Source organism: Candidatus Cloacimonadota bacterium (genome assembly GCA_021734245.1).
GTDB lineage: Bacteria > Cloacimonadota > Cloacimonadia > Cloacimonadales > TCS61 > B137-G9.
Genome location: JAIPJH010000034.1, coordinates 14,695 through 30,344 on the forward strand (window position 1 = coordinate 14,695; position 15,650 = coordinate 30,344).

At 36.9% G+C, this 15,650-nt stretch carries 8 protein-coding genes; 5 read left to right on the top strand and 3 right to left on the bottom strand.

Translation table 11 applies throughout. From position 1 onward, the window contains the following. Positions 1 to 7: 7 nt before the first annotated feature. The 3 genes from K9N40_06825 (at position 8) to K9N40_06835 (ending at position 5,302) form a co-directional block, all read left to right on the top strand. Complete coding sequence (locus tag K9N40_06825; protein ID MCF7814171.1) at positions 8 to 1,378, top strand: sigma-54 dependent transcriptional regulator; 1,371 nt, start codon at positions 8 to 10, stop codon at positions 1,376 to 1,378. A 399-nt stretch (positions 1,379 to 1,777) separates the two neighbouring features. Beyond that, the gene (locus K9N40_06830; protein ID MCF7814172.1) at positions 1,778 to 3,796 is read left to right on the top strand and encodes a hypothetical protein; all 2,019 of its coding nucleotides are present in this window, start codon (positions 1,778 to 1,780) and stop codon (positions 3,794 to 3,796) included. Positions 3,797 to 3,808: 12 nt separating this feature from the next. After that, positions 3,809 to 5,302: a right-handed parallel beta-helix repeat-containing protein gene (locus K9N40_06835; GenBank protein ID MCF7814173.1), complete on the top strand. Its 1,494-nt coding sequence runs from the start codon at positions 3,809 to 3,811 to the stop codon at positions 5,300 to 5,302. 43 nt (positions 5,303 to 5,345) lie between these two features. On the opposite strand, the gene K9N40_06840 is transcribed toward K9N40_06835, so the two are convergent. Then, complete coding sequence (locus K9N40_06840; protein ID MCF7814174.1) at positions 5,346 to 9,329, bottom strand: right-handed parallel beta-helix repeat-containing protein; 3,984 nt, start codon at positions 9,327 to 9,329, stop codon at positions 5,346 to 5,348. A 221-nt stretch (positions 9,330 to 9,550) separates the two neighbouring features. On the opposite strand from K9N40_06840, the gene K9N40_06845 reads away from it, so the two are divergent. Continuing rightward, entirely contained in the window at positions 9,551 to 11,638 is a 2,088-nt protein-coding gene (locus K9N40_06845) for a T9SS type A sorting domain-containing protein (protein ID MCF7814175.1), read from the top strand. 94 nt (positions 11,639 to 11,732) lie between these two features. Continuing rightward, a complete protein-coding gene (locus K9N40_06850) occupies positions 11,733 to 14,198 on the top strand; it encodes a carboxypeptidase regulatory-like domain-containing protein (protein MCF7814176.1) in 2,466 nt (821 codons plus the stop codon). A 93-nt stretch (positions 14,199 to 14,291) separates the two neighbouring features. Here K9N40_06850 and K9N40_06855 read toward each other — a convergent pair whose 3' ends face one another. Both K9N40_06855 and K9N40_06860 read right to left on the bottom strand, forming a co-directional pair. Beyond that, positions 14,292 to 15,188, bottom strand: a complete 897-nt coding sequence (locus K9N40_06855; GenBank protein MCF7814177.1) for a DUF58 domain-containing protein — start codon at positions 15,186 to 15,188, stop codon at positions 14,292 to 14,294. A gap of 153 nt (positions 15,189 to 15,341) precedes the next feature. Then, on the bottom strand, positions 15,342 to 15,524 hold the full coding sequence (locus K9N40_06860) for a hypothetical protein (GenBank protein ID MCF7814178.1): 183 nt from the start codon (positions 15,522 to 15,524) through the stop codon (positions 15,342 to 15,344). Positions 15,525 to 15,650 lie beyond the last annotated feature (126 nt).

The following is a 15,650-nucleotide window of genomic DNA, read 5'->3' on the forward strand; positions in this document are numbered from 1 at the left end:
TGAATATATGAAAAAATTAGCAGTTTTGATTTTGGATGATGAGCAGAGAATAACCGATACTTTAGCCGAATTTCTGCAGAAACAGAATTTCGTTATATTCACAGCAAATCTTCCAGGAGAAGCTTTTCAAGTATTAAAGAAACATAAGATCGATATAATTATCACAGATGTGATGATGCCGCAGATGAACGGCATCGAAGTAATGCGAAAAGTTAAAAAGATTAATTCTGCCCTCGAAGTTATCCTGATCAGCGGTCATGGCAACATGAATACCGTGATCGATGCGATGCGGCTGGGAGCGATCGATTTCATTCCCAAACCATTCAAACTTTATGATGTGCAGATGGCAATTCAGCGCACCGAGAAATTCCTGAATTTGCAAACAAAGCTGCAAAAAGTGGAAGATCATTATTCTTTGATCTCGAGAGAAATGGAAGGCTTGATCGAACGTGATTTTATTGGAATAAGTAAATCGATCCAAGATGTGCTGGAAATGGCGATGACAGCGGCACAAAATTCTGATGTGAATGTATTGATAACTGGCGAAAACGGCACCGGAAAAGAAATAATTGCGCGCATTATTCATCATGCATCAGTTCGTAAAAAGAATCCTTTTTATCCTGTCAATAGTTCTGCCATTCCCGAAACTCTGCTGGAAAGCGAATTTTTCGGTCACATCAAAGGTTCTTTTACCGGAGCTTCAGAGAATAAAAAAGGCTGTTTTGAACTCGCCGATGGCGGAACACTTTTTCTGGATGAAATTGCTGATATGCCGCTGAAACTGCAATCCAAAATCCTGCGAGCTATCGAAGAAAAAAAAATAAAACCTGTGGGCAGTAACAAAGAAATCTCGGTTGATATCCGCATAATTTCCGCCACCAACAAAAACTTGAATAAACTGATAGAGAAGGAAAAATTCCGTCAGGATCTTTTCTATCGAATCAATGCTTTTTCCATCGAGATACCTCCTCTACGAGAAAGAATTGATGATATCAAACCACTTTTAGAAAACTTCATTTCACAATTTTCCAAAAAACAAAACAGACCCGCTCCTGTAATTCCTGATGAAGTTTTGAATAAACTGCAGAAATACCATTTTCCGGGAAATGTTCGAGAATTAAAAAATATGGTTCAAAGAGCTTTGATGCTGAATTCAGCAAACACATTAAAAGTAGAAGATTTCAATTGCGAAATGCAAAATATAAAAGTTAATAATTCAATCGATCTGGATGCGAATGAGAGGAAATTGATCCTCACAGCTCTGGACAAAACTGATTTCAATCAAACAAAAGCAGCCAGACTGCTGGGAATTTCACGCGATGCCCTTAAACGTAAGATCATCAAACATCAGATAGAAATAAAAAAAACGATAGTATAACCTTGCGAAGGTTTTTGTACTTCTTGCTTTGTTGACCTTCGCAAGGTTAAAAATCAAAAAACCCAACCATTGCGGAGGTTTTTTTGACCATCCACAAGGTTTGTTTTTCACATTTCCAAACTCCAACCCAAATCTCGTTCCCCAACTCCGGTTTCGCAAATACAATTACTGCAATCTGATCGCAGATCGCAACCATTGCGGAGGTTTGTAACCATCCGCAAGGTTGCTTTATATCCGCCCAACTGAGCGTAAAACAGCAGTGAAAAAAAACTTTTTAGATTTTACGGAAATAAGTTAAAGTTCTGTATTACAAGCATTTAACTTTATAATAACCGTATAAAATCATTTGGAACAAATAATGATTGTAAATATATTAATTCAAAAAAAATAGGGGGAAAGATGAAAAGAATATTTGTAATTGTAACACTGTTGATAGGAAGTGTGTTGTTTTCTCAAACGCCAACTTATGAATTTATTACCGAACCGATTGATCTGATCACAAATTATTACGATTATATGCCGGGAAGTTACAATGCTTTGCCAATCCAGATTGAAATAGATGGCAGCGTTTACATTGTTTTCCATGCCAGAGAAACAGCCGCTTCCACTCGCAGAATCTATTTTTCTTATATCGATGAATTTGGTGTTCCCATTAATTACAGTACAATTGCTGTCGATGATTTCCAAGAAGGTTATCCGGGAATAGATCTTGATCCTGTTACTGGTGATCCTTTTGTAGCCTGGCACGGAAATTGGGATACTGCAACGGCTGATCTGGAAGTTTTAGCTTCTTATGACTTATTTCATTTGAGTGGCCCGGGTATGTGGATTGATCCATTTGTTGTTTTTGATGATTACATTCAAACAGCAAATGCACCGGAAGATGAATTCATCTGGCCGGAAGTTCATATCGGACCATCTCCTCTTACAGATAAAAGAAGAGTTTACGTGATTGGAAAAAATATAGCATCGTCACCTGTTACTGGCGATCCATCCGAAAATATATTAATTGGTTATGCAGATTTTGATGTTAATGATCTGAATTTGTTTTCCAATCTGGATTGGTCTTACAGCACAATTCCTCTGTTAGATCAATGGCACAATTCTCCTGATCATGTAAGACCTTTCCTCTCTGCATCTGTATCTGATGATGGACAGATAGCTTTTATTGGTTATATAGCTGCAGATTTTGAAAATAGTAATCTAACTGATCAGATAATTGTTCTGCACAATAATAATTTTGGTGAAGGAGAGTTCGATTTTTACTCTCAGGAAGCGCATCATGAAGTTTGGAATCCAACTCCCGGAACTCCTCAGCAATTATACTTTGCACCATATTTATGCAATCATCACAGCAGTATATTCCACGATGGAAATAGTAAAATTTCTTTTCTGGGAGCAATGAATCTGCTGATAGAACCAAGTTCCTGGTATCCCGATCTTCCGATGCTATATACAAAAGTTTTCAATTTTGATGTAACCTCTCATGAATTCAGTTTTTACGATCTTTACATCGAGGGTGAAAATCCATCTGATAATGAGCCGATGATTCCCTGGGATCTGGATGAAGATGGAATTATAGATTCTGTAAATATGAATGGCGATCCTGTTTGGGTTGACGGCTGGCCAATTTACTATCCAGATCCTGACGGAACGTATCACGAAAATAATTTCAAAATAACCAAAAACGAAGAAAACGGCTGGTTGGCTGCGGTCTGGAATGATGGTTTAAAAGCACGTTATGCAGAGGAAGGAGTAGCTGGTTATGACGACTGGCTCCAGGTTCCGGAAATCGCTATCTGCGTTTCGGCAGATAACGGTGATTCGTGGTCCCAGCCGATTTTCCTGAATGCCAATGAAACTGCAGAACTTGCAGAGATGATTCCATGTTATGTTTACCCAGGAGATAAGATCGAGGATTTGGGAAATAATCAAGGAAAATTACACCTTTTCTTCTTAGATGATTATTCCTGGGGTACATCAATTCAAGGTTATGGTGATAATCTTGGTGGAATGCAGAAATATTGCTCTCTCGAGATAGATTTCAGCTGTATGACGGAAATTGGTGAGGAATTGATTTCTACTTCCTCTATCAATCTCACCAACTTTCCCAATCCCTTCAATCCATCTACAGAAATCAGATTTCAGATTTCAGATTTAAGACAAATAGGAACCACGAATTTACTCGAATCAGCACAAATTGATATCTATAATTTAAAAGGACAGAAAGTGAAATCTTTGCCTGTCATCCTGAGTCCCGAGTCTTCACTCGGGAAAGGATCAGGCACACCAAATAGTTATTCCGTCGTTTGGAATGGAAAAGATGACAACAACAAACCCGTTTCATCAGGTGTTTATTTTGCAAAACTGAAAGCAGGAAACCAGATTGCAACACAAAAGATGTTGTTGATGAAATAGTAGGAGTTAAGAATGAAATGTATATTCTTTTTTGTTATAGCCAGTTTTTCGCTGTTTTACGCTGAAATTATTCATGTTCCAGCTGATCAACCAACAATCCAAGATGGAATCAATGAAGCTTCAAATGGAGATACAGTTTTGGTTGCCGATGGTGTTTATACAGGTTTTCATAATAAGACTTTAAGTTGGAATGGTAATGAAAAGCATCTGATTGTAAAATCTCAAAATGGCCCAGAATCATGTATAATTGATATTGAAGAAAATGGATGGGGTTTTCGATTGCTAAATATGCATCAAAATTCAACAGATGTTATCGAAGGATTTACTATAAAAAACTCTGACAAAAATGCAATTTTTTGTGAGAATTCATCCCCAACAATTAGAAATAATATTATAAAAAATAATATTTCTGCTGGAGGTTGTGGAATTAATCTATATTCATCAAATGCTCATGTTTATGAAAATACTATTAAAGAAAACTCAGCACAACCTGAGGTTTGGCCATCATTTACTTATGGGGCAGGTATTTATATAATGTATGGATCACCGGAAATTTATCATAATATTATAATGGACAATGAAATTTACCAAGGAGATGGAGGAGGAATTTTTGTTGCTCATTCAAATGCCATTATTAGAAATAATTTAATAATTAATAACTATGATTCAGGAATAAGTACACATCAAGATGGATATGAGCCATATTTTCTTATAATAGAAAACAACACAATTATTAATAACGAGCATCATGGAATTTTAATTCATAAAAATGGAAGTATAAAAAACAATATTATCATGTATAATGAAATTGGTTTATATAATAACGATTTTGTAGGAATCATTGGTAATAACAATGTCTGGAATAATGATGAAAATTATGTTAATTTTCCACCTGATATTGGAAACATGAACTGGGGAATAAATATAAATGGAACTGCTTGTGACAGTTTTTTCAATATTTCGGAAGACCCACTTTTTTCTTCAAGCACAGAAGGAAATTATTTTCTTTCTCAGCTATCTTCAGGTCAATCGATACAAAGTCCATGCGTGGATGCGGGACAAGGTTTTCCTGTAGATTACGGTTTGGAAGAATTTACAACCAGAACCGACCTGGAATGGGATGAAAATTATGTGGATATTGGATTTCATTATGAGGGGATTGAACAAGTAAATTTCAAAGAAAATCTAATTCCTAATTACTCATTTCAAATTTCCAACTTTCCCAATCCTTTTAATCCAAGTACAACGATCAGTTTTAACGTAACACAAACATCCTCGTTTATGACTTTGGGAATCTATAATTTAAAAGGCCAGAAAGTAAAAACTCTGCCTGTCATCCTGAGTGATGCGCAGCATTGTATCGAAGGATCAGGCACAGCAAATAATTATTCTGTCATTTGGAATGGAAAAGATGACAATAACAAAGCCATTGCTTCCGGTGTTTATTTTGCACGGTTGAAAGCTGGAAATCAAGAAGTTACACGGAAAATGCTTTTGATGAAATAAAAAAAGGCTGTTGCAAAATTACAACAGCCCTCAGCACTTTTTATCAGGGATTATCAGAAACAATTACTTTAAAGAATTTTTTAGAATCTACAGAATTTATCGGATAATCATATTGTAAATCTGTTACCGTTTCAACTAAATGCTGTTCATCACAAACGAATTCCGGTTCATTTCCAGCATAAATCTTGTACCAGATTCCGTTCAATTCAGGATATAGGTTGCCTTCTAAAATGCCATTTTCAATCTCATCCCAACTCAGTTTGAAGTTGTCATTTTCTTTCAATACATAAACGGTTGTTTCGCAGGGTGGAATGTTATCAACCGAGTAACCAAAAGCAGATTCAGAAGCAAAATAAATCAAGGTAACATCGGTATGAGCATAAACTGTAAATTCTGAATTATTTGTGCCGGCTGAACTGGAGTCCTGCAAAGTCGGTGCAATCAGCGAATATTGCGAAAATCCCATCGCCGGAACTGTATTGATATATGTTAGAATTGCTTCATCGGTATTCAAATACAAAGGTTTTGATGATTTTGCGTTTTTGACCTGTTCAAATAGCAATTCCATATCGTCAAAGATCAGCGTGTCATCTGTGGGAAAGATCTCATCATTTCTCCACACAGAATATTGAGCGACAGGAACTAAAGATCCGTTTTCATCATAAGAACTTGCATTCCAGACGATTTGCACCTGCCTTCCCTGATCATCGGGAACATCGGCAATTTGATCGATGGTTGGAACTCCGATTGATCTATCAAAATATTTATAGCCCATATCTGCTCTTGTACCGTCGAGATCTAAGGGAGAAGAAGGTGCACCGGTATCGATGCAGGGTGAATTGTAAGCTAATTCGTAATTATCTAATAATGGATCAACAAATTCAGGATCGGAATTTATATTTCCAGTACCACTCCAGGCATTTTGAATATCACAATAACCAATATCCAGATTATATCCGGCACCAATATAAATTTGGGAAGTTGTACTGTTCCAGATTATTGAATTTAAAATTGTAGCTGAAGTTCCAGAACTTCCACTGAAACCATAATTATTTCCATACAAAGTACAATTTGTGATCAAAAGATAACCACTGGAAATATGATTAAAAATTCCCATATCATTGTCGAAAATTAAACAATTTGAGATATCAAGATTAGAATTTTCGGCATCTATTCCTCTTTGATCGCAATCGTAAATCTCGCAGTTAGAGATAGATGAATAACTTTGAATTGTATGAATTCCTGAATGTCCACTTTCATAAATTTCACACTCGGAAATTGTGGGAGAACTGCTCATTATTGAAACTCCAGAATAAGTTGATGCTCCTGCATATTCGATGATGCAGTTTGACAATTCAGAACTGTCATCGGCATAATCGAAAAAATAGATTCCCATCCAGTCACCTGCATATGGAGTAGAACTACCAGAAGTAAAAGTAATTTTGTTTTCTTCTGTTCCAATAGCGATTAATTTTCCAGAATACAAAGAATTGGATGAATGTCCAACATAGAGATGATTTGAATTGAATTGAATTTCTGCACCAGGTTCTATTGTTAGTGTAGTCAAATTATCATCTCCATCAGTTCCCTGCACATAAATGTGATTGGAAGAAGTTACATAGTATGGTATTCCCTGATCTACCCAGGTTGCATCATTGGATATTGGACTTCCTATTACTTCTATTGAAGAAACAGCATTACCAGAATAAGTATTATTAGATATACCAGAAACAATTCCGGCGTAGCAACTTATAGGGTGAGAACCGTTCAAATTTATCTGATTATTTGTGATTACAGGATAACCCAAATCAGAACGACACTCAATACCATATTGACTGTTATTAGAAATTACACAGTCAGAAATAGTTGGATTTCCAATAATACCAATTCCTATATTGCATATATTAATAATACAGTTAGAAACAGTAGTAGAATTATCTGAATTCAACAAATTTATACCATAATAATTCATATTTGTCAAAGTACAATTCGAAATAATAGTGTTAGAACTTGAACATCCTATTCCTGAATTATTCGAATATGATATATTGCAATATGTTATTTCTGAAGGTGAATCATTACAATCAATCATCTCACGATTAAGATTAGTATCTGAAAATCCACCATATTCTAAATTACAATAAGACAATTTACATTGAGAACTGTTAGATCCATCATCGAATTTAATTCCATCCCAACTTCCTGCTGTTTGATTGTATCCGGAAAAAAGTATTTCATTTCCTGCCGAACCTACAGCCCATAATGCACCAGGTTCAGAAGAATTTGAACCACCTATATAGAGTCCTGTATCTGTAGCAAAATACAGTTCTACATTTTCCTGAATTGTAAGCTGAGTTACTGTTTCTGCACCATCAGTTCCAATAACATAAGTATCGCCTTCAATTAAAATGGGAATTCCATGATCTTCCCAAATTGTATCGGTAGAGATCGTATCTCCCAAAGCATAGATCATCTGCAGACCATTCCCAGAATAGGTGTTTCCAGATAGATTTTCAATATGGCGTGCATAACATTTTATCGGTGCGTTTCCACTGGAATTTATGCTGTTTCCAGTTATTGTTGCCAAAGAACTTTTGGTAGCTAACTGAATTCCAAATGTACCATGTGAAGACAAGGTGCAATTTGTAATATCTGGAGATGAATCATTACAATAAATTCCAATGGAAGAATTATCATGAATATTACAATTTGAGATTTGCGGATTTGAGTTATTACAATAAATTCCATTTCCATCAGCATAAGAAATTTCACAATTAGAAATCGTTGGGGAACAGCCATTTAAATATATATTGTCGTAACTTGCCGTTATTCCACCATACTTGATAGTACAATATGACAATTCAGAATTATCATCGGCATAATCGGCAAAATAGATTCCATACCAGTCTCCTGCGGATGGTGATGGTTCGTTGGACGTAAAAGTGATCGGATTCGTTTCTGTACCATTGGCTATCAATTTACCTGGATATGCTGAACTGGAATCATGTCCAATATAAAGATAAACAGAATCAAATTGAATTTCTGTTCCTGGTTCGATAGTAAGTGTTGTTACATTATCTGCTCCGTCGGTTCCCTGCACGTAAATATGTGCTGATGAGTTAACCGAGTATGGAATTCCCGGATCTTCCCAGGTAGCATCTTCACTTATTGTAGTTCCATAAACTTTAATTTTCTGTTCGCCATTATTTGAGTATGAATTTGAAGTTATATTACCAATCTGATTTGCATAACAATAAATTGGATTTAGACCATTATCATTAATATTATTATTCGTAATCTGAGGTAAATTAGTTGATTGGCTAACATAAACTCCATATTCAAAATTAGATTCAATATAATTTGATATAATGCTTGGAGCTGAGTCCATAGTTATAGAGATTCCATCACTCTGATTATCTGAAATATTGTTTGATGAAATTATGGGATTTGAATCTCCACCGATAAAAACGCCATCAGATTGATTTAAAGCAATAAGGTTGTTTGATATTTCTGGATCAGAGTAATTTATTATAAAACCATGCGAACTGCTTGTTCTTATAAAACTATATCTTACAAATCCAGAATTCGAATCTTTAATTTGTATGTTAGCATTCCAAGTATTTCCCCCATATTTAACATTACATCGTTCCATTTCACAAATACCTTCGGATGATGAATTACCATCAAAATAAATACAACCCCAATCTCCATAATCTGGATTTCCTGTAGAACCAACTATCGTTTCTCCTACTATGTCGTCATTTTGAGAAGTAAATACAATATAGGTAGTACTAAGACCTATTGCATTCAAAGTTCCTTCTACATATAAACGTTTGCCGGTAGCAAATTTTAGAATTGCTCCTGGATCGATCGTTAATGTTGTTCCAGCATTTACGAAAATGTGATCATCTACAAAATAAGTGCCTGCCGCCAGCGTTTCTCCACTCATATCACCGGAAATAGTAGTGTATGCATTCAACGAAAAAACTAAAAAAAAGAAACCACACAAAATAATAATTTTGCTCATAACTCCTCCCATTTAAATTTTTTTGGAATTCACAACAACAAAAAAAGTTATTTTCTAAATGATTGTCAAATAGTTTATTACAATTTTTTTTTTATTTTCAGTAACATATTAATCGAAAAATTCAGAGTTATCATCTTATCGAATAAAATATTTGACGAGATTATATAAAAAAATAAAAAAAGTGTATGTGTTAAAGAATACACAAAAATTAGGAGGTATTGATGAAAAAAACAATCTTTGTTTTGTTTATTTTCAGTCTCACGGTTTTCATGTTTGCAGAGGATTTCATGTTACCGTCCCCAGCCAGAGAAGAAGTTAGGGCAGAAGAATTCCTGGCAAAAACTTTTCAATCAACTCGAGAAGCACCAAATTATGAGTTTGTTGTTGATCCTGTACAGTTGATAACATCCTACTACGATTACATGCCGGGAAGTTACAACAGCACCCCGATACGTCTGCAGCCTGGTCCAAATGGCGGAATGTATATTGTATTCCATGCCACAGAAACTGCCGCATCTACCCGTCGTGAATACTATGCTTATGTGGATGGCAGCGGAAATGTTACCAATGTTGCTACGATCACGTCCAACAATATTCGCGAAGGTTATGGTGGAATAGACATCGATCCTGAAAGCGGAGATCCATTTGTAGCTTATCACATCAAATTTGCCGATCCCAACGGCTCCGAAGTTTTGCTTACATACGACCTTTATCATCTTGGTGCTCCCGGACTCTGGAAAGAACCTTTTATCGTAATCGACAGATCAATTCCCACTGCATTTCCCGATGATGATTTTGTGTGGCCCTATGTTCATATCGGTCCATCTCCAGTTGCCGATAAAAGACGTGTTTACATTTTTGGAAACAATTATACCAGCCATTTAGCATCGGGAAATCCTTCCGAAAATTCTTTGATTGGCTATGCCGATTTCAATGAAAACGATCTTAATGCGCAATCTGAACTGGATTGGACTTATACCACAATTCCCGAAATGGATAATTGGAATCAGGGCATTCCCGAAGAAATTCGACCTTACCATTCATATGCCGTTTCAGATGATGGGAAAGTTGCCATTATGGGTTACAATACTGTTGATGAACTGTTTGTATTTTTGAATGATAATTATGGTGAAGGTGATTACGAATATTATAGCATACCAATTGATATAGATATAGACAATCCACAAAATCAGGATGGAACTTATGCCTTTATCGATCCCGATACAGGACAGCCTCACGAAATTTATATGGCTCCTCAGCTCTGTAATCATCAGAATGCAATTTTCACAAACGATAATTCAAAATTGCGTTTTCTTGGCTCAATGAACATGCTTCTGCGTCCCGATTTATGGTATCCCGATATTTCTTTAAAGTATCCAAAAGTATTTACATTTGATATTGTTACAGAAGAATTTTCTTTTTATGATCTGTATATTGAAGGTGCCAATCCCTCCGATGATATTCCAATGTTGCCCTGGGATCTGGATGAAGACGGAAATGTTGATGAATTCGATCCTGATGGAAATGTAACCTGGGTTGGCGGCTGGCCTATCTATTTTGATGTGGCGGATGTTGCCTTCCACGAAAATAATACGAAATTAGCCGTGAATGATGATTATGGAATCGTGGCAGCTGTTTGGAATGATGGGTTAAAACAGCGATTTGCGGTTCAGGGAGAACCTGCTTATGCTGGTTGGGAAGGTTATCCCGAAGTGGCAATAGCAATTTCTACAGATCATGGCGAAACCTGGAGCGAACCCATTTTTATGAATGCCAAGCCGGATGATGATAATTATGCTCCTCAACTGGACGGAATGATCCCTGTTTATCTGTATCCGGGAGATAAAATAGAAGTAATCGAAAATGGACCTGGCAATGCAGATGATGAAGCTGTGATTCACCTGTTTTTCTTCGATGACAACAGCTTTGGTTCCACAGTTCAGGGTTATGGAGAAAACCTGGGTGGAAATCTGAAGTATACCGCTATCAAGATCACGGATTTCACTTCGGCAAATCCTCACCTGGTTCCGCAAATCAGTGCACTTTCACAAAACTATCCCAATCCTTTCAATCCCGCTACTACCATAAAATATCAGATCAAGAATTCCGGTCATGTCAGCATTGATGTTTTCAACGTGAAAGGACAGAAAGTAACAACTCTGGTGAATAGAGCAGAGCCTGCAGGAAACCATGAAGTGGTTTGGAATGGTAAAGATGATAGTGGAAGAGCAGTTACTTCCGGCGTTTATTTCTACAAACTTAGCAGTGGAGAGATAGATCAAACGAAGAAGATGCTTCTTCTGAAATAATTCAACTGTAATTATTGCCGCTCTGACTGGGCGGCAATTTTGTTTTTTGGTTCAAATATTGCATTAATTTTAAAATAAAAATTAGGATGTTATGATGAGAAAAAAGATATTTATCCTATCTGTTTTATTTGTTTTTGGATTACTTTCGGCACAGAATTTTGAAGGTTTTGAAAGCGGGAATTTTCTTTCTTACAACTGGGAGTTTTCCGGTTATGCCAATTGGTCTACCACTGTTGATGATCCTTTCCAGGGAAACTATTGTGCAAAAACTGGAGCTGTGGAAGCCAATCAGTATTCCAAGCTTTCAATAACTTTGGAAGTGGTAACACCCAGCGAATTGAGCTTCTGGTGGAAGACGGAGAGCGAAATAGAAAGCGATCTTCTCATCTTTTATCTGGATGGCAGCGAAATTGCCTCGATAAGTGGTAATACAGCCTGGCAACAGTATTCTATGAATGTTCAGGTTGGATATTACACTTTTTCCTGGTCGTATGAAAAAGATAGTCAGGGAACAAGCGGAGCTGATTGCGGCTGGCTGGATAGCATCACTTTTCCCATTAGTACTACTTTCGATTATGATCTTTCAGCTAATTATATTCAGGGTCCTTCTGCTCTTTATCAGGGTTTTTCGGGAGTTTATGACGTTCTAGTGAAAAACTATGGAACAAATCCGCAGGATGAATATTCGGTAGTCTTATATCGGGAAGGCGGGATTTTATTGGATTCGCTTTATATCGATGAAACCCTGGAATCGGAAGAAGAAGTTGTTCATCATCTGGTCTGGATAGTTCCTCAAGATGAACCTGCCGCTCAAACCTATGTTTATGCAGAAGTAGTTACTGCTCAGGATGATGATCTTAGCAATAATGTGACCGATAATTTTGATGTAACTATTTATGAATATGGCTTGGGACAGATTCATATAGGAACTGGAAATGATCTTACAAACTGGTATCCGTTCAAGTTTCACATGAATGCCAGCCTGGCGGAAACAATTTATATGAGCAACGAGATTAATGCAATCGGTGATATTTATGCGATCAGTTATAGGTCAAATTTTGAAGAATCTGTTCTGAATGCTCCAGTGGAAGTTTTTATGGCAGAAACAACGGCAAACAATTTGGCAGGCGGTTGGATTCCTGCAGGATCTTTAACACAGGTTTTTGGTGGAGACGTCGATTTTTTCAGTGGAATTCATGATGTGGTTTTTCCCTTTGATACCCCCTATTCCTACAACGGAAGTAATCTCTGCATTATGACCCATCATGTTTATATGACTGATACTTTTAGTATTGATAACAAATTTTACGAAACCATAAATACTCCGTTTTTCGATAGAACCAGGGCGGTTGGATCACCAAGCCCACTTTCTCCCAATGGACCACCAGATGGTTTTTTATTTAGCAGATTTCCCAATATAAATCTTTATATTTCACTTACAAATTTGGGAATTGTGGAAGGTCATGTTTATGATGAAGTTGGAAATCTAATTCCTACAGCTACGATCGATGTACAACAATCCAATATCTCTACTTACAGTAATGGCGCAGGTTTCTATCAGTTTGGAAATCTGATCGAAGGAAATTACGACTTCACGGCTCACAAAGCGGGTTATGAATCTGCAACTGCCAATGGAATTGTTATAACCGATCAGGTAACAACCATAGATTTTACATTAACCAGCTTGCCAACAGTTCAAATTGAAGGACAGATCACAGGCAGTATCGAGCCCGCGGTTGGTTTGGTGAATGCAACTGTTGATCTTCTGGGAGCAGAAGATTATAACACCCAAACCGATGCTGATGGAAACTTTGTTTTTCCGGAAGTTTATGGAAATGAATCTTATGAGCTGAATGTAACTTATACCGGCTTTCAACCACATGTAGAGCAGATCGATGTTCAAACTGATGATGTAGATCTGGGAATAATTATTCTGGATGAAGTTGCACTTCCTGCTACCAATGTTTTTGCATCTCAGGATCTTACCGGAACGGAACTTACCCTGGAATGGAATGCTCCTGTTTCGGCAATGCGTGATTTTGAATCTTATACGATATATCGCTTTCTTTCAATAAACAGCAACGATCCTACACAGTGGACATTATTAGAATCGACATATAACGACACAACTTATATGGATAATGGTTGGAATAGTTTGAATGCTCAAATGTATCAGTACGCTGTGATCGTAAATTATACGAATGGTGTGATCTCTGAAGCAGCACTTTCCAATGAAATTGAAAGGTTTGATGTTGGAACTGGTCAGAACATTCCTGAAATAACAGATGCTCTGCAAAGTATCCATCCCAATCCATTCAATCCTTCCACCAAGATCAGTTATCAGCTGGCGGAAGATTCCAATGTCGAGATTTCCATTTTCAATGTTCGCGGACAGAAAATAAGCATGATCCTAAATAATGAAAAAGAGAGAGGATTTCATCATGTAGTTTGGAATGGAAAAGATAAAACTGGCAAAGAACAAGCATCGGGAATATATTTCGTGAGATTGCTGGTAAATGGAAAAATTACCGCTACCAGGAAATGCATGCTGATGAAATAAAAATAACTCGATCTGCAGATCGAGAGTAGATATTTTAAATCTTCCAGGTTTATTTATACTGATTATACTATTTCGCAAACAGGGATGTTTGCGTTACATCAATTTCGATCTTTTGATCAAGTAATTCAACAGAATCTCATCGAAGCTGGTTGCAGTAGTGATAGGATTATATTCGATGAAAGATTCGTGACATTTCCGTTTCAGAAAATCTGAGTTTTCTTGGTAAGCTTTCTGATAATCCTTCCTGATCTGCCAGGGATTCACAGTGATTTTTTCGCCTGTTTCCGAATCGATGAATTCTGTTTCGGACTTGAAGTTGAAATCCAGTTCCTGTGTATCCTGAATATGAAAAAGAATAACTTCGTGCTTTTGATGTCGAAAGTGCTGCAATCCCTGTAGAATTTTTTCCGGATCATCGATCATATCAGAAATTAAAATTATCAATCCGCGCTTTTTGATGCGGTCTGCCAGAGAATGTAAAATTTCCACGGTATTCGTTGTATCTTGCGGCTGTAGATTATAAAGCTCCTTGAATAGGACTGAAAGATATGATCTCATCGATCGCGGAGGAACGTAATTCGTTATTTCATTTGTGTAGGAAAGCAATCCCACAGCGTCCTGCTGACTTATCATCAAATATGCCAGAGCAGAAGCAAACGCTTTGGCGAATTCCAGTTTGGAAATCTTGCCAGACGAAAACCCCATAGAAGCGCTGTGATCGATGATGAGATAACTTTTAAGGTTGGTTTCCTCTTCGTAGCGCTTAATGTAGTAGCGATTAGTTTTGGCATATACTTTCCAATCTACGTTGCGGATCGCATCGCCAGGATTGTATTGGCGATGATCGGAAAACTCCACACTGAAACCATGATAGGGAGATTTGTGCAGTCCCGTGATGAATCCCTCCACGATGAGTCGGGCGCGCAGATTGAATTTATCAAGCTGAGCGATGAATTCATCAGAAAGATAATTTCTATTAGTTTCTGGCATATAAATTCCTTATTATTTTTTAAGAGGAACGTGAAAATTTGTGGAAAGAGTGTCAAGCGAGAGTTGAGGATTTTAGAGTTTAGAATTTGAAAGTGAGACTTAAGAAGTACCTCAAACTAGCAGTACCCGAATCGGTGAGTTGTGATAAGTCAACTAATATATACGAATTCCCTGAGATTTAACTAATTGAATAAGAGGAGATACTTCATCCATCTCAAATCTGTCTTTTGAAACAACATAAGGCTCGATCTTACTACTCGCGCGTCTGGTTAAAGCCCAGATTTTTCCTATCAGAAAATCGTCTGTTTGATCAATATTTTCAGATACTAGTGTCATGTCAAGCTTGACAAGTCGCAAGGGATGAGAATAATTGTCTCACAAAAGTGAGGTGATTATGATAAAGTACAGAGTGACGCTAAGCAAGGCAGAACATGAAGAACTTGAGACTATTGTTAGTAAAGG